This is a genomic window from Paenibacillus sp. FSL M7-0420, from assembly GCF_038002345.1.
In the GTDB taxonomy this organism is placed as follows: domain Bacteria; phylum Bacillota; class Bacilli; order Paenibacillales; family Paenibacillaceae; genus Paenibacillus_AQ.
Genome location: NZ_JBBOCJ010000001.1, coordinates 1243410 through 1267900, shown reverse-complemented (window position 1 = coordinate 1267900; position 24491 = coordinate 1243410). Strand labels below are relative to the sequence as shown.

General features: G+C 54.3%; 19 protein-coding genes, 1 tRNA gene and 1 pseudogene. 8 read left to right on the top strand and 13 right to left on the bottom strand.

Going from position 1 to position 24491, the window contains the following annotated elements:
- Positions 1 to 35: 35 nt before the first annotated feature.
- The 7 genes and pseudogenes from MKX51_RS05525 to MKX51_RS05495 form a co-directional block, all read right to left on the bottom strand.
- Positions 36 to 1211 (bottom strand): BMP family ABC transporter substrate-binding protein, encoded by a 1176-nt coding sequence (locus tag MKX51_RS05525; RefSeq protein WP_340991485.1) that lies wholly within the window; start codon positions 1209 to 1211, stop codon positions 36 to 38.
- A gap of 213 nt (positions 1212 to 1424) precedes the next feature.
- Complete coding sequence (locus MKX51_RS05520) at positions 1425 to 2054, bottom strand: NTP transferase domain-containing protein (protein ID WP_340991484.1); 630 nt, start codon at positions 2052 to 2054, stop codon at positions 1425 to 1427.
- A 44-nt stretch (positions 2055 to 2098) separates the two neighbouring features.
- The gene (locus MKX51_RS05515) at positions 2099 to 3673 is read right to left on the bottom strand and encodes a PucR family transcriptional regulator (protein ID WP_340991483.1); all 1575 of its coding nucleotides are present in this window, start codon (positions 3671 to 3673) and stop codon (positions 2099 to 2101) included.
- Positions 3674 to 4093: 420 nt separating this feature from the next.
- The gene (locus tag MKX51_RS05510; protein WP_340991482.1) at positions 4094 to 4471 is read right to left on the bottom strand and encodes a hypothetical protein; all 378 of its coding nucleotides are present in this window, start codon (positions 4469 to 4471) and stop codon (positions 4094 to 4096) included.
- A 1050-nt stretch (positions 4472 to 5521) separates the two neighbouring features.
- Positions 5522 to 6106: pseudogene (locus tag MKX51_RS33130) on the bottom strand (amidase family protein); the annotation flags it as partial.
- 527 nt (positions 6107 to 6633) lie between these two features.
- The gene (gene ggt / locus MKX51_RS05500) at positions 6634 to 8211 is read right to left on the bottom strand and encodes a gamma-glutamyltransferase (protein WP_340991480.1); all 1578 of its coding nucleotides are present in this window, start codon (positions 8209 to 8211) and stop codon (positions 6634 to 6636) included.
- Between the two features lie 232 nt (positions 8212 to 8443).
- Positions 8444 to 8821, bottom strand: coding sequence for a PH domain-containing protein (locus tag MKX51_RS05495; protein WP_340943235.1), 378 nt, complete (start codon positions 8819 to 8821; stop codon positions 8444 to 8446).
- 456 nt (positions 8822 to 9277) lie between these two features.
- On the opposite strand from MKX51_RS05495, the gene abc-f reads away from it, so the two are divergent.
- Positions 9278 to 11221, top strand: a complete 1944-nt coding sequence (gene abc-f / locus MKX51_RS05490) for a ribosomal protection-like ABC-F family protein (RefSeq protein ID WP_340991479.1) — start codon at positions 9278 to 9280, stop codon at positions 11219 to 11221.
- A gap of 94 nt (positions 11222 to 11315) precedes the next feature.
- On the top strand, positions 11316 to 11789 hold the full coding sequence (locus MKX51_RS05485) for an ASCH domain-containing protein (protein WP_340991478.1): 474 nt from the start codon (positions 11316 to 11318) through the stop codon (positions 11787 to 11789).
- Between the two features lie 96 nt (positions 11790 to 11885).
- Here MKX51_RS05485 and MKX51_RS05480 read toward each other — a convergent pair whose 3' ends face one another.
- The 3 genes from MKX51_RS05480 to MKX51_RS05470 form a co-directional block, all read right to left on the bottom strand.
- Positions 11886 to 12041: a hypothetical protein gene (locus MKX51_RS05480; protein WP_156949647.1), complete on the bottom strand. Its 156-nt coding sequence runs from the start codon at positions 12039 to 12041 to the stop codon at positions 11886 to 11888.
- Between the two features lie 202 nt (positions 12042 to 12243).
- Positions 12244 to 12861 carry an NUDIX hydrolase gene (locus tag MKX51_RS05475; protein WP_340943239.1) on the bottom strand — a complete coding sequence of 206 codons (618 nt, stop codon included), beginning with the start codon at positions 12859 to 12861 and terminating at the stop codon, positions 12244 to 12246.
- A gap of 50 nt (positions 12862 to 12911) precedes the next feature.
- Positions 12912 to 13868, bottom strand: coding sequence for a TRM11 family SAM-dependent methyltransferase (locus MKX51_RS05470; protein ID WP_340995509.1), 957 nt, complete (start codon positions 13866 to 13868; stop codon positions 12912 to 12914).
- Between the two features lie 311 nt (positions 13869 to 14179).
- Between MKX51_RS05470 and MKX51_RS05465 the strand changes: the two genes are divergently transcribed.
- The gene (locus tag MKX51_RS05465; protein ID WP_340991477.1) at positions 14180 to 15535 is read left to right on the top strand and encodes a dipeptidase; all 1356 of its coding nucleotides are present in this window, start codon (positions 14180 to 14182) and stop codon (positions 15533 to 15535) included.
- Between the two features lie 336 nt (positions 15536 to 15871).
- A complete protein-coding gene (locus MKX51_RS05460; RefSeq protein ID WP_340991476.1) occupies positions 15872 to 17194 on the top strand; it encodes an IS4 family transposase in 1323 nt (440 codons plus the stop codon).
- Between the two features lie 825 nt (positions 17195 to 18019).
- Here MKX51_RS05460 and MKX51_RS05455 read toward each other — a convergent pair.
- The 3 genes from MKX51_RS05455 to MKX51_RS05445 form a co-directional block, all read right to left on the bottom strand.
- Positions 18020 to 18093, bottom strand: a tRNA-Gly gene (locus tag MKX51_RS05455).
- Positions 18094 to 18175: 82 nt separating this feature from the next.
- A complete protein-coding gene (locus MKX51_RS05450) occupies positions 18176 to 20299 on the bottom strand; it encodes a putative bifunctional diguanylate cyclase/phosphodiesterase (protein WP_340991475.1) in 2124 nt (707 codons plus the stop codon).
- Between the two features lie 188 nt (positions 20300 to 20487).
- The gene (locus MKX51_RS05445) at positions 20488 to 21447 is read right to left on the bottom strand and encodes an aldolase catalytic domain-containing protein (protein WP_179090501.1); all 960 of its coding nucleotides are present in this window, start codon (positions 21445 to 21447) and stop codon (positions 20488 to 20490) included.
- A 218-nt stretch (positions 21448 to 21665) separates the two neighbouring features.
- On the opposite strand from MKX51_RS05445, the gene MKX51_RS05440 reads away from it, so the two are divergent.
- The 4 genes from MKX51_RS05440 to MKX51_RS05425 all read left to right on the top strand — a co-directional run bounded on the left by MKX51_RS05440 (position 21666) and on the right by MKX51_RS05425 (position 24389).
- Positions 21666 to 21908, top strand: a complete 243-nt coding sequence (locus MKX51_RS05440; protein WP_339222940.1) for a FeoA family protein — start codon at positions 21666 to 21668, stop codon at positions 21906 to 21908.
- Positions 21905 to 23917 (top strand): ferrous iron transport protein B, encoded by a 2013-nt coding sequence (gene feoB, locus MKX51_RS05435; RefSeq protein ID WP_340991474.1) that lies wholly within the window; start codon positions 21905 to 21907, stop codon positions 23915 to 23917. Before MKX51_RS05440 ends, feoB begins: the two co-directional genes overlap by 4 nt.
- Before the next feature lie 36 nt (positions 23918 to 23953).
- Positions 23954 to 24145 carry a FeoB-associated Cys-rich membrane protein gene (locus MKX51_RS05430; RefSeq protein WP_340991473.1) on the top strand — a complete coding sequence of 64 codons (192 nt, stop codon included), beginning with the start codon at positions 23954 to 23956 and terminating at the stop codon, positions 24143 to 24145.
- A 112-nt stretch (positions 24146 to 24257) separates the two neighbouring features.
- Positions 24258 to 24389 carry a hypothetical protein gene (locus MKX51_RS05425; protein WP_256707444.1) on the top strand — a complete coding sequence of 44 codons (132 nt, stop codon included), beginning with the start codon at positions 24258 to 24260 and terminating at the stop codon, positions 24387 to 24389.
- Positions 24390 to 24491: the final 102 nt, after the last annotated feature.

Here is a 24491-nt window from a genome sequence, read left to right as displayed (position 1 = left end):
AGGCTGTGCTGTATGAAGATGTGTTGCAGCTGCTGTTATTGCGGAATCGTGCCCTCGACACCCTTGACCAGCCAGTTCATGCCAAGCACCTCTTCAAGGGTCAGCTTCTGGCCGTCCTTAACAGTTACATTGCCCTTGTTGTCCGAGATCGGTCCGGTGAAGACCTCCAGCCCGCCGCTGATAATCTTGGCCTTAGCGTCCTCCACCAGCTTCTTCACATCCTCGGGAACCTTGTTACCGAATGGCGCCAGCTCCACCATGCCGTCGGCCATATCGCCGGAATACTGCTCGCTTTTCCAGGTTCCGTCCATCACAGACTGTACAGCTTTTACATAATAAGGACCCCAGTTCCATACAGGGTTGGTTAAATAGTTGTCCGGTGCATACTTGCTCATATCCGAGTCATTTCCCCCGGCAAAAGCTCCCCGTTCCGCCGCAGCCTGAAGGGTAGCCGGTGAATCCTGATACGCCAGCAGAACATCCGCACCTTTGTCGAGCAGGCTGATGGCCGCCTGACGTTCCGTGGCAGGGTCATACCAGGTATTCGTCCAGACCACATCCACCTTAACCGCCGGGTTGACGCTCTGCGCGCCCAGCGTGAAGGCGTTCAGATTATAGATCACCTCGCTGATCGGGAAGGCTCCCACATAGCCGAGATGGTTTTTCTTTGTCATTTTGCCTGCCGCGATCCCCGACAGATAGCTTGCCTGATAGTTTTTGCCGAAGTAGGTTCCCATGTTCTCGGCTGTCTTGTAGCCGGAGGCATGCATGAACTTCACGTTAGGGAATTTGCCGGCCACGTTCAAGGTGAAATCCATATAGCCGAAGCTTGTGGTGAACACGATGTCATGGTTCTGCGCAAGCTCTGTGATGATCCGCTCGGCATCGGCGCTTTCCGGTACATTTTCCACGAAATCTGCCTTGATTCCAAGCTCCTTCTCCATATACAGGCGGCCCTGATCATGCTGATACGTATACCCGCCGTCACCCGGAGGCCCGATATAGACAAAAGCAACCGTCGGCTTCTTCGCTGCCGGCTCAGTGGTTGCCGCCGCCTCGCTGCCTGCTGGTGTACTTGCCGCCGAAGGCTCTGTCGTTGCTGCTGCACCCGTATTAGATGCTGTATTATTCTTTGCGCACCCCGTCAGAACCATCGCCAGCAGGAACATCGTAATAACACTAAATTTGAATGCCTGACCCCTTTGTTTCATAATTCTCCTCCTCCAGGATATCTCTCCCAATGGCTACAGCCATTAATGTATCTCTACTATACTGAGGAGCAGCACTTACGTAAATTTATATAACATAGCTTTGTGTGGGTGGATAAGATGAGGGGTCACTTTTGTGCTTCATGCACGAAGTCATCTCAAATTAAACTTAAATTATGAGATATTACCTTACATCACTTTTTAAAAATAGCGAATTCACTGTCTATTCCCGCTCCGCACGCTCCATTCTCTGCGGTATTCTCCGAAGCTCTCCGGCAGCCCGTTCTCTGCGAACGCCTGAACAGGCTCTTGCGGCAGGATGAGCCCCTTATACTCCTTGGTCCGCATAATGGCAGCTACGCCCTCTTCATCGTCCAGCTCTTGAAGTCCGCCGAACAGCGTGCTTGAGAACAGAGTAGGCGGCATCAGCAATCCTTCTTGCGCACTGGTGACATAATCAAGCTCCGGGTGCTGCTCATACGCTTGGATGAACCGGCGGATCTGAGCCGCTGCCACAAACGGCTGATCTGCCGCCGCAATGACCACCGCATCCGGCTGAAGCGAAGCTACAGCATTCAAGCCGCAGCGCAGGGAGAAAGACAGGCCCAAATGGGCCGTCAGGCAAGTCTCAATCCGCCGCATATTCTCCGCCATCCCGGCCGGCGGCAGCCAGCCCAAAGGATCATCCGCGCGAACCACCACAACCAGCGGCACAAGCCCGCAGGTCTCCAGCTCACTGAGCATCGCCGCACCGGCTGAACCCGCGCCCGCCCTGTTCTGAGAACCTTCAGAGGCCCCTGCTCCATTACTGCGGCCTGCCGCCAAAAAGATTCCGGCCACCTTCATTGTTCTCCACTCCTTTTTTTGGGCAATCTGCTGAGGGACGGCTGTTATTCGCGCTCCAGCATTCTGCGGAACAGGAATACCAGCTTCAGCTTCATGAGATCATTGATTTTTTTGAAATCGACATCCAGCAGCTCACTGAGCTTCTCAATCCGGTAAGTGGCCGTATTGCGGTGAATGAATAGCTTCTTGGCCGTCTCGTTCACATGGCCGTCATTCTCCAGGTAGACCTCCAGCGTGTGGAGCATCTCCTTAACATATTCAGGCTCCCGGCTAAGTAGCCCCCGCAGGCTGCCGCTGTAGTAACGCTCCATGGTCTCTGCCGGAATCTTGCTCAGCAGCAGATCAAGCTCCAGCTGGCGGTAATGCACCACATTTCCGTGTGCGCCCCATTGCCGGGCCATGCCCATACATTCCTTAATCTCGGCAAAAGCTTCCTTCAACTCCTCCGGCTTCAGCTTCACGCTGCTGACAGCCGCCTGCGGATAATACCCTTTATCGAACTTCAGGCTGTCGAAGCATTCCTGAATCATTGCCCGGAACTCCTCCGGCTGATGCGGCCCGGCCGGATACAGCGACACCAGTCCCTCCTCCACCAGGAAGTGGACCGCCTGCAGGCCATTCAGCACCGGATGCTCCGAATACTCCTCCTTCAGCCGCAGCAGCTCTGCCTGCCGGGCTTCTCCCGCAGCAGCCACATCGGTCAGCAGAAGTTGAAACGGGGACTGGAGCAGCGTAATCTCCAGCCGGAGCGCTGCCTGCGCCAGCTCAGCGTATTTCAGCCCGTCCTTCAGGAACCGCCGCAGCAGCCCGCTGAACTCCCGGTGTCCGGCCTGCTCGAAATAATCCTCCAGTCCGGTATGCATATGATAAGAAATCAGCTCTGCCCCCTGGACGAACAGACTTTCCTCCACGGGCAGCAGCAAAGGATCAATATCGCAATAATGTAGGTAACCCAGGCATTTCCCGGCCTGTAGCAGCGGAATCCGGTAGCCCGTGCTCGCGCTGAGCCGGAAGCGCTGATTGCGGGACTGCCAGGGCCAGCCTTCCAGCAGCTCACTTTCGGTGTACCCCGAGTTGTTGAATACTACCGTTCCGCGGCTACTGATTACAGCCAGCGGATAACCGATGATCTCGGAAACGGTATCCAGCAGCGGACGGCTGCGCCCGGAACGCAAGGCAAGACGCATCAGCAGCCGCTGCTTCTCCATCATGCTCTGCAGGGTGCCCACGCTGCGCGACAGCTCCGCGCGGAACAAGCCGTTCATCTGGTCGGAGAAGGTGAACTGGAATGGCAGCTCGATCAGCGGAAAATTCAGCTGCTCCGCCTCCGCAATCAAGGGCGGCGGCACAGCCTCCCAGAACCGGCCCAGCTTAATGCCCAGCCCCGCTGACCCTCGCCGGTTCAGCATCTGCAGCAGTGCCGAAGCATCCTCCGGACTGTCCTTGATCAGATAGGCTGTGGTCAGCAGCATTTCCCCTTCCTTGATCCAGTCCGAGATATCGGGAGCATCCATGACATTGATCGATTTCACAATCCTGTGCTTCCCCTTGGACCCGGCAATCAGCTTCGCTTCGGATAAAGGATAAATGGACAACGCTTCTTCCACCGTAAGATGCATAGCCACCACTCCTTCTCTACCTTCATAATAGGTTTATTCGAGTCATATGTTACTTTATGTAACATTATAGATAAAATGACCGCTGTTGGAAAGAGAAAAGTTAGAGTTTGATTAGTTTGCGTTATATAATATTACTCACAAGTAACATTCAGCAGCATCGAACCTCATTCGGTCCCTTGGAGCTGCATACGACCTACTCATCTCCTCACCGGCCAATGTATGCTGTTTTTCGCACACATTCGGTCAACTCACCCCCGCACCGGCCCATTACAATCGCCCCGTCAGCCCTCGCACCGTCCATTGTAATCGGTTTTCCGATTACAATCGCTTCGTCAGCCCTCGCGCCGCCCGATGTAATCGGTTTTCCGATTACATTCGCCCCGTCAGCCCTCGCGCCGCCCGATGTAATCGGTTTTCCGATTACATTCGCCCATCAGCCCTCGCACCGCCCAATGTAATCGGTTTTCCGATTACATTCGCCCCGTCAGCCATCACGCCGCCCGATGTAATCGGTTTTCCGATTACATTCGCCCCATCAGCCCTCGCGCCGCCCGATGTAATCGGTTTTCCGATTACATTCGCACCGTCAGCCCTCGCGCCGCCTGATGTAATCGGTTTTCCGATTACACTCGCCCCGTCAGTCCTCGCATCGCCCAATGTAATCGGTTTTCTGATTACATTCGCCCCGTCAGCCATCGCGCCGCCCGATGTAATCGGTTTTCCGATTACATTCGCCCCGTCAACCATTGCACCGCCCAATGTAATCGGTTTTCCGATTACATTCGCCCCGTCAGCCATCGCGCCGCCCGATGTAATCGGTTTTCCGATTACAATTGGATGCTGTTTTCCGCATACACTGAGCAATCAGCAAATAGCCCTGGTTCTCTTCGTTCTGAGAACCAGGGCTATGACTTCCTACTTCCATACCTCCTGTATCCAGGACAGGAGTCTCAGATCTTGTCCGTGCCCGCCGATGACGGACAACCCCAGCGGCAGTCCGCCGGGGCCGGGCACCGGCAGCGTAACCTGCGGCAGCCCGGCCAGTCCAGCCAGGCAGCTGAGCATCATGGCGCTGCTGCGGCTCCGCTCCAGCTGCCCGGGTCCGGCGCCGCGCAGCGGGGCCGGACCCGGCACGGTCGGAAGGACGAGACAGCCGTCCTTCCCGAGCAGCACCCGCAGCCGCTGAGTGATCCGGCTGCGCAGCATAGCGGCCGGGCTGTGATCCGCCCCGGCCAGCCCCGCCGCCCAAGCGAACCGGGCGGCAATGTCCGGCCCGAAGACCGGCTGCTCCCGCCCGATCCACTCCCCATGGGTTGCCCAGATCTCGGCACCCTGCAGCTCACGGAAGGCGTCCATCCAGGTCTTCAAGCCTTCAGGGGCAACCACGGCTTCAGCAGCTTGTAGCGAAGCGCCTGCTTGAAGCTTGTCCAGCCCCCGCCTCAGGTAGTCTGCACTGTCCTGCTCCACAAGCGCCCAGCCTTCTGGCGGGAAGAACATCCGGGACATTCGAAGATCACCAGAAGACTCGTCAACCACCCCTCTCTCGCTCTGCTCCATACTATTCTCCATGCCCTGGGCAATATCTCCCCTGTCCACAGACCCGAGTAGAACGCCCTCCTCCTTCTTCCTACTCTCTCCGCTCTGGGCATCACCACCGCTGTTCGCAGACCTGAGCAGAACGCCCGTCCTCTTCCTATTCTCGCCGTCACAGGCATCGCCGCTGCTGCCCACAGACCCGAGTAGAACGCCCTCTTCCTTCTCCCTCCTCTCTCCTCCTTGGGCATCACAACCGCAGTTCGCAGACCTAAGCTGAACGCCTGCCTTCTTCCCACTCTCTCTGCCCTGAGCACCACCACCGCTGTCCGCAGCCCCAAGCAGAACGCGCCCTGTCTTCAGCAGCAGCTCCGTGCTTCCAGCAATCCAGCCCACCGTATCAAAAGCCGGGGCCAGCGGAATGACACCCTCCAGTGACACCGCGCCGTGTGTCGGACGAAAGCCGAAGACGCCGCAATAAGCGGATGGAACCCGGACAGAGCCGCCTGTATCCGTCCCGAGGGCAAAATCCACACTCCCCGAGGCCACAGCCACCGCCGACCCGCTGGACGAGCCGCCGGGAATCCGGTTCTCCCCGTGCGGATTCACCGGCGTACCGTAATGATAGTTCTCTCCGCCCAGGCTGTACATCAGCTCATCCGTATGGGCCGCCCCCCGCAGCGTAGCTCCAGCTTCCAGCAGCCTGCGTACCGCAGCTGAATGAGAGTCCGCAGGTCCATGGCTGCGGAGCCAGTCCGGGTTACCGGCGGAAGAGCGGTGCCCGGCCACTGCGAAGACATCTTTTACCGTGAAGGTCAGACCGTGCAATGCCCCGTGCCCGCTGCCGGGAATCTCCAGCTCCGGGACCCGGAATGCACCGTGCCGATTATCAAGAACCATGCTGCTCCACCCTTTCCCTCCCGGACAACCCCGGTTAATCACACCCTGCGTGCCTCCCTAATCACTCTGCCTTCTTCTCTTCTAGCAGAGCAGGCAAGGGATGAAGCTTCGTTTAAGCCGAGCATTCGGCGATAGTTGTATTCTGTACATCTAAATACAGTGAAATGAAAGGTTTTGCTCTTCTAAATGTACTCTGTGCAACTAAATCTGCCCTAATGGGCGAAACTCCAAGTACAGCGGCATTTTAATTGTACGAAATACAGCTAAACGGAGATTCGGCGGCACATTCGAGGAATTAGTTGTACAGACTGCAATTAAGCCTCCCCCTTGCACCCTGATCGGGGCGCGGCAAAAATTCAGCAAATGTTTAGTTAGCAAGCGATTAGTTAAAGCGAATAGTTAAAGTAATTTTCACAAGCTGAAATCTGATGCTCTATTAGTCTTCCTGTCTTCCTGTCTTCCTGTCTTCCTGTCTTCCTGTCTTCCAGTTCCCTTATTTCCTTACTCCCGTCACCCATTCAATCCCTCTACCACCCGATAGCCGCTCCATCAGATCGAGGGTCCGTTCCCCCGCTGCGGTAGCCGTTACCGTCAATCGAGATCGCATGGGCGTGCCCCATCACCCCGTCATAGCTCTGTGCCTCACGGACCAGATGCCCCGCCTCCGCCAGCTCCGCCCGCACCTCTTCCGCCACCCGGTTCTCGATCCGCAGCTCCTGAGTCGGCTCCCCCCAGGTTCTGCCCCAGACGAAGCGCGGTTCACTCACCGCAGTCTGCGGGTCCATCCCATAGTGAAGCATGCGCGTGAGCAGCAGGGTCTGCGTCTGCGGCTGTCCTTCACCGCCCTGTGTGCCATAGAGATAAGCCGGCTTCCCGTCCCGGCAGGCCATCGCCGGCATCAGCGTGTGGAAGGTGCGCTTGTGCGGCTCCAGCGTATTGACATGGGCAGGATCGAGCGAGAAGAAGGACCCGCGGTTCTGGAGCAGAATTCCCGTATTCCCGGCCGCCACCCCCGACCCGAATTCGAAATACAGACTCTGGATGAATGACACCGCGTTGCCCTCTTCATCCACCACCGCCGCGTAAGCTGTATCCCTTCCAACAGGTTCGCTGCTGAGAGCAAGCGACTTACGGGGAGAAATCGCCGCCGCGAGTTGTGCCGCATAAGGCTTACTCAGCAGGCGGTCCAGCGGAATGCTGCTGAAGGACGGATCGGTGAGCACCTGGTCGCGGTCACGGAAGCTCAGCTTCAGCGCCTCCACCAGCAGATGATAATACTCATAGGAGCCGTGCCTGATCTCCGCAAAGTTATAATGCTCCAGGATATTAAGCGCCATCAGCGCTGTGAAGCCCTGCGAGTTCGGCGGAACCTGATAGACGGTATGCCCATGGTATTCAGTCTGGAGCGGCTCCTCCCAGCTCCCCTGGTGGTCCGCGAAATCATCGCGGGTCAGGTACCCGCCGGAAGCCTGCATGTAATCACTGATCTCTTCCGCAATGCTCCCTTTATAAAAAGCATCCCGGCCTCCCGCCGCAAGCGCCCGCAGCGTCCCGGCCAGCTGCCGCTGCACAAACCGCTCTCCCGCCGCCGGTATCCGGCCGCCGGGAAGATACACCGCCGCCGCTTCAGACGACAGCGCGGCTCCGGCCAGCACGCTGCCGCCATGCTGATCCGGCGACAGCGGAAAGCCCCCGGCACTGTAGCCGATAGCCGGCTCCAGCACCTCGGCCAGGGTCAGCCGTCCATACTCCCGCTGGACGGCTGACCAGCTATCCGCCATTCCGGGTACCGTAATGGCGCTGCGCACACCCCGCCGGGGAATGGCCTCCTCCCCGGCATAGCAGTCCCGGCGGACGGCGTAGCCCGAGCGTCCGCTGCCGTTGTAGGCCCGCACGCGTCCTTCACTGGCGCTGTACCCCAGCCAGAAGGCGTCGCCGCCGAGCCCGGTCATATGCGGGTAGACCACAGCCAGCGCCGCGCTGACTGCAACGGCCGCATCATAGGCGTTGCCGCCTTTAGCCAGAACTTGCGCGCCCGCTGCCGAGGCCAGATAGTGCGGGCTGACCACCATCGTTTTCGTTCCGGTCACCGGTCCTCTGCTCATGTTCACCTCCGCCTCCCTTCCCTGCCGCTTAATTAAGTTAGTGTCATTTAACAGCAGGCCAGGAACCTCTGTCAACGGTTTGCGCAGGACCGTACATTTGCTGCCGCTTATTTTGTGAGCCATGCACAAATTTCCGGATGGAATCCGCCAAGGCCTGGCATCTCTTTTATCCGTCTGTTAGATGGAGCTGCAGCAGGCTACAGCCATAGTACGCCCTGTCTGTGCTCCCCCCTCACTTCAGAATATATTGCGACAGCACAGCCTGCACCTCATAGATATCGACCGACTTATTGAAGGTTTTCTTCAGTGGCAGCCCCGCGCCCGAGATATACAGGCACAGCTCCGCATCCAGGTCGAAATGCCCCGCCGTCTCCACAGAGTAATGGGTGATGCTTTTGTAAGGAACAGAGTGGTATTCGGTTTTCTTGCCGGTCATCCCCTGCTTGTCTACAAGAATCAGCCGCTTGTCTGTGAAAATAAACATGTCCCGGACCAGCTTATAAGCGCGCTCAATCTTTTCATCCGGAGCCAGAATCCGTCCGTATTCCCGCTGCACCTCTCCCAGCTCGACCTGGGTCGCATTGCCCAGCAATCCGTTAAAAATCGCCATAGCTCTCCTCTTTTCCCGCAGCCGTTATAAGGGCAACGCCCCTTTGCCACACTCCATACTACTTGCAGAACCATGCATTTATGTCTCTGCGGGAATAATTCTCCCTTGCTTATTCCGGGATTTTTGGTTACACTAGCTTTACATTTATCACAAAGGAGGTGTAGGAGAATGGATCGCAATGTGACCAACAGTGTTAGCAGCCGGCTGATTAATATCATGTCTGGCATCGTTCATGTGAAATCGGACAACGGGAGAAGTCTGTCCATTTACACGAACTTAATAACACTACAACATTGTGAAATGCCTTTCTCGCCTACACTTCAACGGATGTCCTAACCCGAAGAATTCTCAGGCCGCAGGGAAATTTCCCTGCGGCTTTTTTATGTGCTTTTGACCGGAGGATTCGGATAACCAGAAGCGGCGAGCAGAGGGCATTCTAATAAAAGGAGCCTAACGATGATTATCTCATGCCAAAATATCCAAAAATACCACGGTGCCCAGCTCGTCCTGAGCGATGTCACCTTCGATATCCGCCAAGGCGAAAAAATCGGCCTGATCGGCCGCAACGGCTGCGGAAAAACCACCCTCTTCCACCTGCTGAGCGGGGAGGAAAGCCCGGACCAAGGGCAGCTCTCCATCCGCCGGGGCAGCGTCATCGGTCTGCTTGCCCAGATTCAGGAGGTGAACGAGAGCGACACAGTCTATGCCGTACTTCAGCGCAGCTTCGCGGAGCAGCTCGGCTGGCAGCGCCGCCTGCGGGAGCTGGAGCAGGAGATGTCTTCCTCCGGTGCGGGCGAAGACGAGCAGGCCTGGAACCGGCTGCTTAAGGAATACGGTACCCTTCAGGAGAAGTTCGAGGCCGCAGGCGGCTATGAGCTGGAAGCCTCGATCCAGCGTGTAGCCTCAGGGCTGGGGATTGGAACGGAGCAATACGACCGCCGCTTCTCCTCCCTCTCCGGCGGGGAGAAGACCAAGGTGGGGCTGGCCGAGCTGCTGCTGCGCCGTCCCGACATCCTGCTGCTCGATGAGCCGACCAACCATTTGGACATGGAGGCTATTGAGTGGCTGGAGCAATTCCTGCAGAGCTATGACGGCACGGTACTGGCGATCTCCCATGACCGTTACTTCCTGGATGCCGTGGTGAAGAAGGTCATCGAGATTGAAGACGGGGAGGCCTTCACCTTCCATACGAACTACAGCGGCTATCAGGTAGAGAAGGAAGCCAGGCTGCTTCAGCAATTCGCTGACTATCAGGAGCAGCAGAAGAAGATCAAGCAGATGCAGGAGAGTATCAAACGGCTGATTGAATGGGGCAACCGCTCCAATCCGCCGAACCCTTCCTTCCACCGCCGTGCGGCGTCCATGCAGAAGGCGCTGGACCGGATGGTCAAGGTCAAACGCCCGATCCTGGAGCGCAAGTCCATGGATCTGCAGCTCCAGCAGGAGGACCGGACCGGCAACCAGGTCGTCATCCTGGACCGGATCAGCAAGTCTTACGGGGAGCGCAGGCTTTTCTCGGCCGCCAGCGATATTCTCAGATACGGTGAGACCACCGCACTGATCGGCGGCAACGGAGCAGGCAAAAGCACCCTGCTGAAGATCATCCTTGGCCAGGAGACACCGGACAGCGGGAGCTGTACGCTCGCTTCCAGAGCTGTCGTTGGTTATCTGGCCCAGGAAGCTGTGCCGGAGGAGGGCGGCCACTCCGTGCTGCGGTATTTCCGCGAGGAGGCCGGACTTGAAGAAGGCGAAGCCCGCGGCCAGCTGGCCCGCTTCCTCTTCTACGGCAGCGATGTCTTCAAAAGCATCACCAATCTCTCAGGAGGAGAATGGACCCGGCTGCGCTTCGCTATTCTGATGCACAAGAGGCCGAATCTGCTCATTCTGGATGAGCCGACCAACCATCTGGATATCGATTCCCGCGAAGCGCTGGAGGAAGCGCTGGAGGAGTTCCCCGGCACCGTGCTGGCGGTATCCCATGACCGTTATTTCATCAACCGTTGCTTCGGCAAGCTCTGGCATATTGACGGCGGACGGTTCTCCTCCTTCCCGGGCAACTACGAGTACTATAAGGAAAAGCAGGCCGAAGCCGCCCGGCGGCAGGAGGTCATCCAGCCGGAACCTTCCGGGGTCGGCATTAGCAAGACCCGCACGGCAAGCGGGCGGGCAGAAGCATCCCCCTCCGGCCCTGCCAGTCCGAACCGCAAGCCGCGTCCGGCGGCTTCGTGGGAGCAGGACATTGCCGCAGCGGAAGCGCAGCTTGCTCTTATCGATGCCGAGATGCTGGACCCGCAGCTGTCGAGCAATGCAGAGAAGCTGGCCGGGCTGCAAGGAATGAGAGATGCTGCACAGCAGAAGCTTGATGACCTGTATAGCGGCTGGTTAAGCGAAGCGGACTGATCTGCACTGCTCTCCCGTCCTCGCCCAACTGGAATCGGCTTGGCTTCACGATAGATGAATATACACTTACAAATCTAAGGTAGAGGTGACCGTAATGACATTAACCCCGGAAATTGCAAAATATTGGGATAGTTATCTGGTGAAGCATCCGGAAGCGGCAGACAAATTCGACAGCGCCTGGGCATTCGGCGACAATCCCCGGCTGGCAGATGAGCTGCTGGATCTGGTTCTGAGCGGAATCAAGACAGGAACCGCGCAGAATTACGAGCTGATTGAAGCACAGGGGCTGGCCATGCCTTTTACAGGCGGGTTATCCATCCTGCTGGACAGTCAGGGGCAACCGCGTGCGATCATCGAAACAACGAAGGTGGAGGTCGTTCCGTTCGCTGAGGTAACCGCTGAATTTGCATACTCCGAAGGGGAGGATGACCGCAGCCTCGAATCCTGGCGCTACGAGCATGAAGTGTACTTCACCAGGGAGCTGCAACGTGAGGGCAAGCCCTTCAACCCGGATATGCGGGTGGTCTGCGAGACCTTCCAGCTGGTGCATATCAACAACGACTTGTAATTTCAGCATAAAAAGGCTGCTTCTTCACTTCGAAGAGGCAGCCTTCATTGTATATGTGTAAGTTTAGTAGTGGAATATAGCTGCTGCGGACGGGTCTTAGAATTTCCAGATGCCCATCATCCAGCCGATCAACGAGATCCATAAGGGAATACTGATCAGGACACCCCACACCAGGCCCGTGGCAATATTGCCCTCTGTAGGCCGGGTCATCCCCTCCTGCGCAAGCGGAAGTCTTAGCTCTTCTTGTTCCATGCGATCCCCTCCTAAAATTCTTATCGTCAAAGCAGAGGAAAAAATGTAGACCGCCAGGCCCAAAAAGAGATGTTTTCGATAATTTTTTTAGATATAAAGGCTCAGCGGATGATCACTGTAAAGGCTTACATAAATAATATTAACCAAAAAATGTATCCATAAAACTTATATACACTCTTGGTTATCCATTATATGCAGTCCTTTAGTCCAATATTACTTCTTTTTCGGGATGATGTAAATATTGGAAAAGGGTGTGCAGCTGCTCCGCCGTATTGCGCTCTTCAGACAATTCGGGCAATGCATCCTCGGCAAAAAAACCCGCACCGCTCGTCTCCACACCACCCGCCGCTTCCCCGCCGGTAATTCTGCAGAGGATGAACATTTTGTAGACATGGTACGGCTCCGGGGGATGCTGATGGAACTTCTTATCCAGCACGGCAAGCAGACGGACCGCTTCCGCCTGGTAGCCGGATTCCTCAGCGATCTCCTTCACCGCTACCTCGCTTGGTGACAGGCCGATATCCGCCCACCCTCCGGGCAGTGCCCATTTTCCGTCGAGCTTCTCGTGTACGAGCAGAATTTTATCATCCTGAAAAATTACTCCCCGGATATCCACCTTAGGTGTGCTATACCCGCCTTCGCCCGCGAAGGAGAGCCGGATACGCTCCTTGCTCTCATACGTATAGTTCGCCAGGATATCCACGCTCAGCTCCCGCAGCGCCTGATAACGCTCAATATCATATACATCCTTGGCATACGTCAGTCCTGTCTGGGCAATCCCTTGAATTTCTTTGGCCCAGGTTAACCATTTCGGTTCCATAAGCACACCGCCTTCACTCGGATTTAGTTACGCCCTTAATTCAAGGCGTTCTACTCGCACAGCATCAGATGACGGGAGAACGCACCTTTTCGCGCCACACAACGGTCTACAATCGTAAAACCGGCCGCAGCAATCATCTCATCCACCGCCTCAATCGCTACAATGACCACTCTGTCCGCAATCCGCCGCGTATGGCTCAGAATCGCAAACTGCTCTTCGGGGGTAATCCGGGAATACAGGTTATAGGGCATATCCACGATAGCCGCATCGTAATGCTCCTCAATGTCTGCAATATCTCCAAGCGTGACCTCACTCTCGAAGCCGAAATGGGCGATATTCGTCCGTGCACCAGCAGCAATGAGCGGGTTAATATCACGGCCGACGACATCAATTCCCATCGACAGAGCTTCCACCATAACTGTGCCAATTCCGCAGCAGGGATCGATCAGCTTCACACCGGGTATGCGCGGAACCGCCATATTGACCGCCGCCCGGGCTACCCGTGTACTGAGCGCTATGGAGTAGCTGCGGGGCTTGTGCATCTGCCGGAACCAGGTGGCATTGTTCTTATGATAAGGGCCGAAGTACCAGCGTCCGCCGAGCGTTACAATCCCGTACACCAGCTCCGGATGGTTCACATCCGCCTCTCCCTCAATCCGCAGGCCGATTTCCCGCTCAATCACTCTGCGCTCACCGTATTCGATTTTATGTTCAGGAGCCAGATCATTAGTCTTCACAAAAATAACCTTGAAGCTCCGCCCTGTAACCTCTACCTGCTCCGTCTGCTTGTAGATCTCCGGGAGCGTGTCCCCTTCGTACATCACATCAATCCGCTCTTTGATAAAAGGACTGCGGCTGACATCCACCTCTACCCCGCTTGCAAATATAGCCGGAGGGATCTCCCGGCCGAACAGGCAGCGCAGCTCCATCCCGCACAGCGAGGTCTCATCCGGTGAATGGGCATACGTATAAATATATATCGGTTCAACACTTGCAGGTATATTCATTGACACTACAATTTCGCTCCTGTCGCTTCCGCCGCTCCCGGCGGTTCCTTTGCTTAAACTAAGTAAGTCTATCACGGTTACTGCCAGTAATCAACAGCCTGCAAGGAACTGTATCCCCGGCTGCGCAGCTCCGGTCAACCTCTGATGAAGGGCTGGGTCAATCCTTTTTTGATCCATGGAGATATCTCCAGTATAATGAATGCATTACACTGCCGAACCTGAGCCGCAGAGACCCTCCGTTATGCATGTTGCCGCATAATACGGGTAGCTGTGGTATTAAGCAGCGAATTCCAAGGAGGTACATAACCACAATGTCATATGAAACTTACTTTCAGGCTGAGCGTGAAGCCCAGCTCACCGAACTCAAGCAATGGCTGGCGATCCCCAGCATTTCAGCCCTGTCCAGCCACAAGGAAGATATCAATACCGCAGCCGGCTGGCTGGTAGAGACCCTGAAGCGTGCGGGCCTTGAGAATATCGAGCTGCACCCTACTGCCGGTCATCCGGTGATCTATGCAGACTACCTTCACGCTCCCGGCAAGCCGACCATTCTGGTCTACGGCCATTATGATGTACAGCCGGTTGACCCGCTGAACCTGTGGACTACGCCTCCGTTTGAACCGGAGATCCGTGATGGCAAGCTGTATGCGCGGGGCGCTACAGACGACAAGGGCCAGGTATTCATGCATATCAAAGCCATCGAGGCTATCCTGAAGCAAGAGGGCACTCTGCCGGTCAATATCAAGCTCTGCATCGAAGGGGAAGAAGAGATTGGCAGTGTCAACCTGCCGCCATTCCTCGAAACGAATCAGGACAAGCTTGCGGCAGATGCCGTTCTCGTCTCGGATACCTCTCTGCTGGAACGCGGACGCCCAGCCATCTGCACCGGGCTCCGTGGTCTCTGCTCGATGGAGGTCACCGTGAACACCGCCTTGACTGACCTGCACTCCGGCTCCTACGGCGGCGGCGTTCCCAATGCGCTGCATGCGCTGGTGTCGCTGCTGAGCACCCTTCACGATGACAAGGGCCGCGTATCTGTAGAAGGCTTCTACGAAGGCGTACCTGCCCTGTCCCCGCTGCTGCGCGAAGAATTCGCCAAGCAAGGCGTGGATGAAGACAAAATCCGGACCGCCCTCGGCCTGGAGCAATTGTATGGCGAAGAAGGCTACACCTTCGTGGAACGGGTCGGCGCGCGTCCAACGCTGGAGCTGAACGGCGTATACGGAGGCTTCCAAGGCGAAGGCAGCAAGACAGTCATCCCGAAGGAAGCCCATGCCAAGATTACCTGCCGCCTGGTCGGCGACCAGGACCCGCAGCATATCCTGGATGCCGTTGAAGCCCATCTGAAGGCCCATATCCAGAGCGGCGCCAAGGTTCAGGTGAAGCAGATGGAGAAGGCGCGTGCCTTCAACATCGATCCGTCGCACCCGATCCTCCAGACCGCTGCCGATGCTTACGGCAAGGTCTACGGCACCCGCGCCCTCTTCACCAAAGACGGCGGCTCCATCCCGATCATGGAGAGCTTCGCCCGCATACTGAAGGCACCGGTCGTCCTGATGGGCTTCGGACTCGATGACGAGAACCTGCACGCTCCGGACGAGCACTTCAACCTGGAGAACTTCGACAAAGGCCTGCTGACCCTGGTCGAGTTCCTGAAGACCGTCTAACATCCAAGGCAGACGGCTTACCTGTCATCGGGACACATTTATCAGCAAAGGCAGGCCCCCTAAGGATCGGGGGCCTGCCTTTTTCAACAGATGAATTAGCTGTGGCTGGTGTAGCCGGTGTGACTTGTGACACCTGTGCTCATTCTCTCTTACTGCCGACTTTCAGCGAGTTCAGGTGCAATAATGCCAATGTCATTAAGTTAAGATATAGAGCCAAAAACAAGAAAAAGGCAGGTTATCGAAAAGATAGCCTGCTCTTTTTTTGCACAAAAAAATCTTGACAATCCGTAGAAAACGTGTGGCGAAGCCCCTTGAAAAAACGAGGAGGTTACGCCAATGAATGCTTATGCAAATTCGCTGAAAGACAGACTGACATCTCTCATCCGTGAGATGGCGGCTGCCCCCGCGCCTTACGTCAGAAACCCGGGAAAGGATTTTACCCGAACGAAAAAACTACCCTTTGAAATGGTTATGCAAACCCTGATCTTTATGGGCGGCAACAGCCTCTATAAGGAACTGTTGGAATCGCAGGGCTATGACGTTAACACCGCAACTTCTTCTGCTTTTGTTCAGCAAAGAAATAAAATTTTGCCGTCTGCGGTCGAATCTTTGTTTCACACCTTTACCGCGTCCCATACGGAATTCAAGGATTATCGAGGCTATCGATTATTGGCCATTGACGGTTCCGATCTGCATATTGCAACAGATCCTGCGGACCCGTTGACCTATTCTCAAAGTCAGCCCCACTCGAAAGGCTTTAACCTTCTGCACTTGAACGCTGCTTATGACCTCTGTAACCGGATTTACGTGGACGCCATCCTTCAACCTCGAAAGCTGCGCAACGAAGGAAGGGCGCTGTCCACGATGGTGGATCGGTCCCCTATTCAGGGGAACGTCATTGTGTTGGCGGATCGAGGATTGGAAAGCTACAATACGTTCGCGCATCTGGAACGGAAAGGATGGAAGTACGTCATACGGGTCAAGGATTTGCATTCGAATGGCATTCTTTCGGGCTTGCACTTGACCTTTGAAGGGGCGTTTGATCAGGAGATTCACCTGACGCTGACTAAAAAACGAACGAAAGCGTTCAGGGATCACCCCGAAATCTATAAAATTCTTCCGGCCACCTCTAGCTTTGATTTTCTGGACATGCAAAAGAACCTGTTTTACCCGATTTCCTTTCGGGTGGTTCGTTTCCTCCTGCCCAGTGGCGATTATGAAACCGTCATTACCAATCTACCGGCTGCTGAATTCTCACCGGATGAACTCCGGGAACTGTATCACCTGCGATGGGGGATTGAGACCTCTTTCCGGGCCTTAAAATACACCATCGGTCTGACCCATTTTCACGCAAAGAAGCAAGAGTCCATTACCCAAGAGATATTCGCAAGAATGATCCTCTACAATTTCGCTGAAATGATTACCTCGCACGTAGTCATTTCCCAAAAGGATAAACGGCACCTCTACCAAGTCAACTTCACGGTGGCCGTTCACGTCTGTAGACATTTCCTGCGCTCCAAGGGCGATGGACCCCCGCCTGATGTGGAAGCTTTGATTCGCAAAAATATGTTGCCGATTCGTCTCACCCGTCCTGGGCAAAGGAATACACGCAGAATACGTAGCAAATCCGCCATTAGCTTCGTCTACAGAGTAGCATAATTCGGTTCGCATGAACATTTTTTTAAGTGGATCTTCCATCCGCTTTGTTTGCTATGCGCTTTTTTCCTTCCTTACACCAAAAACAAACCGCATAGGACGTTTCCCCATACCGTTTTGGATTCTCTTTATTAATTCCAAACTTATCTTTGAACTTATCTTAATGACATTGGCAATAATGCTCCTCATTTCTGCTTACCGTCAACTTTCAGCGAGTTCAGGTGCAATAATGCTCCTCATTTCTGCTTACCCTCAACTTTCGGCGAATTCAGGTGCACTAATGCTCCTCATTTCTGCTTACCGTCAACTTTCGGCTAAGTTTTATATGCTGGAGCGTATGCAGTCTTTGTGCTACTACTCACCTTTGCAATCCAGCCATCTAATTTCTCGTATGGCCACAGCTGGCGGAATCAGTGGGATTTATCCCCTTGATTTTCACGTGTAACTGACTTTCAGATGCATCAGTGGGATTTATCCCTCTCATTTTCCCGTTTAGCCAACTTTCAGCCGTATCAGAGGGATTTATCCCTCTCATTTTCACCTATCGCCCAATTCAGGCCGAATTAGAGGGACTTTTACCTTTGAAAGAATCCGCACCCTACTTTCAGCAGATTTAGTAATTGTTCTGCCAGTATGTACTATCCCTTATGTTCTGTCCCTATGTACTCACGTATCTTCTATCACTAGGTACTCCCTCACGTCCTGCCACTACTCTTCTTCCCTGTACCCTATCCTCCCTGATCAGCATTATCCACACATTCTAGTTCCCTGCAACAACTCCGAAATAACAAAAAAACCCTTGCGGACAAGGATTTCGGAAGTTAAATATGGAGCGGGTGATGGGAATCGAACCCACGCTATCAGCTTGGAAGGCTGAAGTTCTACCATTGAACTACACCCGCAACTCGAATTGAGTACAAGAAACATTGTAGCATCACTGCGAATAAATTGCAACCCTATTACATTCAGATAACGGAGGTTAGGTCACGACGGCATTTCCAGCAGAGGCTTCAGGAAGGACTGTTCGAATTCGGCCGCCTTCACCGGCTTGCTGAACAGATACCCCTGGGCCTCATGGCAATGCTGCTGGCGCAGAAAGTGCAGCTGCTCCTTGTTCTCCACACCTTCAGCGGTGACCTTGAGCTTCAAATGGTGGGCCATCGAGGTAATCGTAGAGACAATCGCGGCATTGTTGCTGTCCTCCATGACATCGGATACGAAGGAACGGTCGATCTTCAAGCGGTCAATCGGCATATTCTTCAGATAATGCAGCGAGCTGTAGCCTGTGCCGAAATCATCGATGCTGATGCATACGCCAAGTCTTTTGAGGCGGTTCAGCTGGTCGAAGGCGGTCTCCTTGTCCAGGGTCATACTTTCGGTAATCTCCAAATCCACATAGCAGGGATCTAGACCGATATCCTTCAGGATGGCATCAATTTTGCCGGCCAGATTGGGCTGCAGGAACTGGCGCATCGAGAGGTTAATGGACACGCAAATCGGATGATAGCCGGCATCCTGCCACATTTTATTCTGCATACAGGCCGTCTTAAGCACCCATTCCCCAATGGGGACAATTAGCCCGCTCTCTTCAGCGATAGGAATGAAATCCACCGGAGAGACCAAGCCGCGTTTGGGATGGTTCCAGCGCAGCAGCGCCTCCATGCCGACAATCTCTTCTGTCTCAAGCAGTACCTGGGGCTGATAGACCAGATAGAACTCCCCCCGCTCCAGCGCCCGGCGCAGATCGTTCTCCAGCTTGAGACGTTCCTTCGCCTTCATCTGCATAGCCGGAATATAGCGGCGGATCTCCACCCCCTGCTCCTTGGCATTGTGCACCGCCGTGTCTGCATTCTGTATCAACTGCTCTGCCGTATCTCCATCCCCGGGATAGATGCTTACCCCCAGACTCAGCGAAATATGGTATTCGCCCGACTCCAGGCCTACCGGTGTCTCGAACAGGCGCAGCAGCTCACCCGCCCGGACCAGACAATTCTCCAGACCCGTCCGCTCCGTCATCAGAAAAGCAAACTCGTCCGCTCCCATACTAAAGAGCTCTTCATTGACTCTAACCTCATCCCCGATCCGCCGGGCGACCAGTTGCAGCAGCAGATCTCCTGCATAATGGCCAAGAGAGTCATTGATATTCTTGAAGTGGTTAATGTTCATAATGACCAGCCCGGCGAAGCCGCGGCTTTTGTCCTGCTCACTCTGGAGCACCACCTCTTCCATGCGCTGCATCAGGCGGCGTCTGTTCGGAAGACCTGTCAGCTCATCGTGGTACGCCAGATAATTAATCCGCGCTTCCGCCTGCTGGTTCTCCTGAAATGGCTCCTCAATCGTCAATCTGTAGACTCCGGTCAGCAGAAGATAATAGGCCGCTGCGCTGCTGAGCATCCCGAAGAGATAATCCAATTCTCCGACACTGAACAGATTCATGAAGAAGACCTGAGCCAGTGAGAAGAACACAAGGGAACGGATAATAATCAGCAGAGAGGCTGACTTTTCGCTTTTGCCAGGATAGATAATAATCGCAGCACCCAGCAAATAGACGAACAGTATCGCCATATTCATCAGGTCTCTTGCCGTTTCTGCCCATGGTTCGTCCGCCAGCCCGGAGACAATCAGGTTGCCGAGACCAAACACAGCCAAACACAGCAGAATCACCACAAAAGCATTCCTGAACACCTTCCCCTTGACGCCGTTTCCTACAAGCTGGTCTTCTCTGCTGAAAATAAGCATAATCCCCAGTGCACTGGCCAGCCGGGAGAACGTCAGGAGCCATAAGGCCTGCTCCGGGCTGATATACGAGGTGATTCCGGGAATACCTACAAACCCCAGTACATGCAGGAAATCAAAAATGCTCACCCCCAGGAACAATGCAGAGGTGTACAGTCTGGCCTTAGATAAACTATTGGCGAACAGCAGCCAGCCCTGGGCAAAAATCGCAAAACCGAACGCGACAGTACAGCAGCCCAAAATAAGGTAAAAGGCCATCAGTAAATCCTTGTCCTCGATTCGGCCCAGCGGTGTACGAAAAATCTGGATCAGAAGGAATAGCACAGCCCCCAGAATAGCCGCATGAATCGTCTTTCTCTCTTCTTGTCTCATAAGTCCCTCGCGTCTAAAAATAATATCTATAAAGTCAGATGGATGTGTATGATGTCCTATGTATAAATATCGGCCAGACAGCTCCGTAAAGTTACATTGTTCACCTACTAATATTGCAAGGAAGCCGCTTCGGCAGAAAAAAAGCACCTGCCTACAAACAGAGGCCAGTGCTTTCTCCTTCCAGACGGTTATTTGTCCCCGAAATTGACCTCGGGTGTTGTCAGTGTGTCGTAGAAGTCAACCGCCTTATCTTTATCGGCCGAAGATCGCAGCGCCATTGCCGAGCGGGGATGCTCGTCCAGCGTTCCTGTAATCATATACGGAATGATATAGCCCCACTCTTCCTTCTCCCGCAGAGGGATCATCAGGTTCTCAACGATATCCAGAACAGGCCGGAGCGTATAATTCGTATTCTTCAGATGGGTAACCAGCAGCTCTGTAGGACAGTTGCCTGCGGCGCGGCCCATTCCATAACAGGAAGCATCCAGCAGCTCTACCCCCTTCTCAGCTGCAATCAGCGTATTGGAGAAGGCCAGTTGAAGATTGTTGTGGGTATGCACACCAAGCCGCTTCTCCGGCAGATGTGTCTTGAACTTCTCTACCAGGTAATGAAAGTCATTATGATCCAGGCTGCCGTAAGAATCCACGATATAGACCACATCAACCACGCTCTCGCGGATCTGCTCGAAGGCTTCCAGCAGCTCATTCTCCATCACATTGGACAGGGCCATAATATTAATGGTCGTCTCATAGCCCAGGTCATGGAATGTCTGCACCAGCTGAAGGGCCTTGTCCACATCCTTGCTATAACAAGCCACACGGATCAGATCAAGCATGCTCTCGCTGCGTGGCAGAATATCATTCTCGTCCACCCGGCCGATATCGACCAGAGCCGACAGCTTCGTATGCCCCTTTTGCGGAATGACCTTGCGCAGGAAGTCATCATTCAAAAAGCGCCAAGGGCCTGCACCCTCTGCCCCTTTGAGCAGCTTCGGCGAGTTCTTATATCCGATTTCCATATAATCAACACCGGCTTCATTCAGTCCGGCATATAATTTCTGAACAAATTCAATACTGAAATCCCAGTTATTTACCAATCCCCCATCACGGATGGTACAATCGACAATTTTACTATGATTAGTCTTCACAATCTGTTCTCCCTTCGGGGTATCTCTTTAGTACTATGCTTATATTATCGTTCAATCATACTTTAATGAAGAAGATATTGTAAAGAAAATTTCAGTAATCTTCATATCGATTTTCGCGAACAGAAACAATGACATTAATCACAGAATAAATGGAAGTAAAATGCTACATTACAAGAAATCATTGAGATTGATTATCAGTCTCTTTCGGAGGGATAACAATGGCTCTAACATCCTGCTCCTTGCTGCGTTTGCAACCAGGCTCTACCGGCTCCATTCAAAGAATCGAAGGCATGAACCCTATCTTGCGCCGCCGGCTAGCAGATCTGGGAGTATCTGAGGGTGTAATGATCCGTCTCAAGGGCAAAGGGCCGTTCATGGGTCCGATTACGCTTGAATGCAACGGTCAGCTATTTGCTATCCGGCGGAAGGAAGCATCTATGATAGAGGTGAAGGTCTCATGAGCTCTATCGCACTTGTGGGGAACCCCAACACCGGGAAAACCTCGCTGTTCAATACCCTGACTTCCTCCTATGAATATGTGGGGAACTGGGCAGGCGTTACGGTTGAGAAAAAAATCGGCAGTCTGAAGAACGGAGCCGGGAAGCTCATCGATCTGCCGGGAATCTACTCCCTTCACCCCCTCTCGCGTGATGAGGGCGTAGCCGCACAATATCTGATCGAAGAAAGCCCTGAAGCACTTATCAATATTGTCGATGCCTCGCAGCTGGAACGGAACCTGCTGCTTACCCTGCAGCTGCTGGAGTATGGCAAGCCGACGATCCTCGGACTGAATATGACCGATGTCGCCAAGGCGCGCGGCATTCAGGTGAACCCCGACATTCTTACGGAACAGCTCGGTATTCCCGTGCTGCCGCTGATTGCCCGGACAGGCAAAGGAACCGGTCAGGTGCTTAGCGTGCTGGAGCAGCCTTCCCATATCCCGCCTGTTACCTTCCAGTTGAATTATGGCGAACTCGCTGAAGAAGCCATAGCCTCCATTGTTACACATTTGCACAAGATCTCTGGTCTGCCTAATCTCCGCTGGGTTGCTCTCCAGCTGCTGGAGCAGAACCCCGTAATCCTGGAGCTGCTTAAGAAGCGGATGGATATTTCCGGCTTGCTGCTGATTGCAGACACCGCTCAGACCCGGCTGCAGCAGGAGAAGCTTGCACTCACTCTTCCCCAGTGGATTCGCTCGGTCCGCATGGACTACATCCGCAAGGTGTGCGCTGAAGCTATAGACTCCACCCTGCAAAAACCGCATAATCTGACCGAACGTCTGGATTCCATCCTTACCCACCGTTTTCTCGGACTGCCCCTGTTCGTCCTGTTTATGTATGCGATGTTCAAAACTACCTTTGACTGGATTGGCGGACCGTTGTCAGATCTCTTGGATGGCTTCATCGGCGGTCAGCTCAGCGATTGGACGAATTCGCTGCTGGGGGCCATCGGGGCTTCGGAATTCACGCACGCACTGATCGTTGATGGTCTCATCGGCGGTGTGGGCGGCGTGCTCGTATTTGTTCCACAGATATTCATCCTGTTCCTGATGATCTCCTTCCTGGAAGATTCCGGGTATATGGCCCGTGTCTGCCTGCTGATGGACAGCACGATGGAACGGATGGGACTGAATGGCAAGGCCTTCATTCCGTTCATTATCGGCTTCGGCTGCAACGTACCTGCGATTATGGCTGCAAGGAGCATTGAACAGCCCAAGGACCGGCTGCTGACGACACTGCTCATGCCGCTGATGTCCTGTTCTGCCCGGCTTCCGGTCTATCTGCTGTTCGCAGCGGTCTTCTTCCCTGCCCAGCAGGCCACAGCTGTGCTCTCTATGTATGTGATGGGTGTTGTATTCGCCCTGATTCTGTGTAAGTTCTTCTCCAAGCATCTGTTCAAGAATGAGACGTCTATCTTCATTATCGAGCTGCCTCCCTACCGGATGCCGCAGCTCAAGACACTGAGCCGCAGCACCTGGGAGAAGGGCAAGGGCTTCCTGCGCAAAGCAGGGACCATCATCCTGGCCGGCTCGGTCCTGATCTGGCTGATGTCCTACGCTGGTCCTGGCGGCCTCAATGTGGACATGGATCACTCCTTCCTGGCCAAATTCGGCGGCTTCATTGCCCCGCTGCTGCAGCCGCTCGGCTTCGGAACATGGCAGGCGGGATCTACTCTGGTGCCCGGCTTCCTCGCCAAAGAGGTTGTGGTCTCCACCATGAACATCATCTACCATGCCCCGGATGCAGCAGGGCTGGAAGGCCAGATTGCTTCAGTCTTTACACCGCTTAGCTCGATCAGCTTCATGGCCTTTATCCTGCTCTACATTCCTTGCCTGGCCACTGTCGGCGTTATCAAGAAAGAGACTGCGTCCTGGAAATGGACATTCTTCTCCATGGGTTACTCTCTGATATTGGCATATACCGTGTCACTGGTGATCTATCAAGGAGGACGTTTGCTCGGATGGTCGTAGCCCCGCAGCAAGTCCAAGTTATTAAGAGAGGAAGCGATGACAGCAATGATCGTTAATATTGTGATTGTGGCGCTAATATTCGGATATTCCGGCTGGATGATCTACCGCCATGTGCAGAAGGGCAAGCAGGGGGCCTGTGCGGGCTGTGACAAGGGCAAGACCTGCCCCGCAGCAGCGATGGATTCACCTCTGTCCTGCGGCAGTGCTTCACTGGGCAGCAAGCGCTAGGATGCAGTTCTAGCGGATACAGACTTCATATTCTTTCGTTTAGAAACCTTGGCATGCGGGTATGTTAGTTATAAGCTTTTAACAACCAGACTATTGCCAAGGAGGAATCACCATGAACACCAAGAAGACTTTGTTTACAACGGTAGCCTTGGGAGCCGCCTACTTGCTGAAGAATAAGAATACACGGGATAAGATTATGAATGGCGTCCAATCCCTGACTGCCCAGATGAAGGCCCGTAAATAGGCTGCTATCCCCGCAGTTATGAGAAGCAGGATTCCAAATGAACAAAGAGCCGCAGGTCTCAGGAAACTGAGAATCTGCGGCTCTTTGTCTATTAGGACGATT

Bases quoted from the DNA above. Each gene is read 5' to 3' on its own strand.
- MKX51_RS05525 (WP_340991485.1), bottom strand. From the start codon at position 1,211: ATGAAACAAAGGGGTCAGGCATTCAAATTTAGTGTTATTACGATGTTC.
- MKX51_RS05520 (WP_340991484.1), bottom strand. From the start codon at position 2,054: ATGAAGGTGGCCGGAATCTTTTTGGCGGCAGGCCGCAGTAATGGAGCA.
- MKX51_RS05515 (WP_340991483.1), bottom strand. From the start codon at position 3,673: ATGCATCTTACGGTGGAAGAAGCGTTGTCCATTTATCCTTTATCCGAA.
- MKX51_RS05510 (WP_340991482.1), bottom strand. From the start codon at position 4,471: ATGGCTGACGGGGCGAATGTAATCGGAAAACCGATTACATTGGGCGGT.
- ggt (WP_340991480.1), bottom strand. From the start codon at position 8,211: ATGAGCAGAGGACCGGTGACCGGAACGAAAACGATGGTGGTCAGCCCG.
- MKX51_RS05495 (WP_340943235.1), bottom strand. From the start codon at position 8,821: ATGGCGATTTTTAACGGATTGCTGGGCAATGCGACCCAGGTCGAGCTG.
- abc-f (WP_340991479.1), top strand. From the start codon at position 9,278: ATGATTATCTCATGCCAAAATATCCAAAAATACCACGGTGCCCAGCTC.
- MKX51_RS05485 (WP_340991478.1), top strand. From the start codon at position 11,316: ATGACATTAACCCCGGAAATTGCAAAATATTGGGATAGTTATCTGGTG.
- MKX51_RS05480 (WP_156949647.1), bottom strand. From the start codon at position 12,041: ATGGAACAAGAAGAGCTAAGACTTCCGCTTGCGCAGGAGGGGATGACC.
- MKX51_RS05475 (WP_340943239.1), bottom strand. From the start codon at position 12,861: ATGGAACCGAAATGGTTAACCTGGGCCAAAGAAATTCAAGGGATTGCC.
- MKX51_RS05470 (WP_340995509.1), bottom strand. From the start codon at position 13,868: ATGAATATACCTGCAAGTGTTGAACCGATATATATTTATACGTATGCC.
- MKX51_RS05465 (WP_340991477.1), top strand. From the start codon at position 14,180: ATGTCATATGAAACTTACTTTCAGGCTGAGCGTGAAGCCCAGCTCACC.
- MKX51_RS05460 (WP_340991476.1), top strand. From the start codon at position 15,872: ATGAATGCTTATGCAAATTCGCTGAAAGACAGACTGACATCTCTCATC.
- MKX51_RS05450 (WP_340991475.1), bottom strand. From the start codon at position 20,299: ATGAGACAAGAAGAGAGAAAGACGATTCATGCGGCTATTCTGGGGGCT.
- MKX51_RS05440 (WP_339222940.1), top strand. From the start codon at position 21,666: ATGGCTCTAACATCCTGCTCCTTGCTGCGTTTGCAACCAGGCTCTACC.
- feoB (WP_340991474.1), top strand. From the start codon at position 21,905: ATGAGCTCTATCGCACTTGTGGGGAACCCCAACACCGGGAAAACCTCG.
- MKX51_RS05430 (WP_340991473.1), top strand. From the start codon at position 23,954: ATGACAGCAATGATCGTTAATATTGTGATTGTGGCGCTAATATTCGGA.
- MKX51_RS05425 (WP_256707444.1), top strand. From the start codon at position 24,258: ATGAACACCAAGAAGACTTTGTTTACAACGGTAGCCTTGGGAGCCGCC.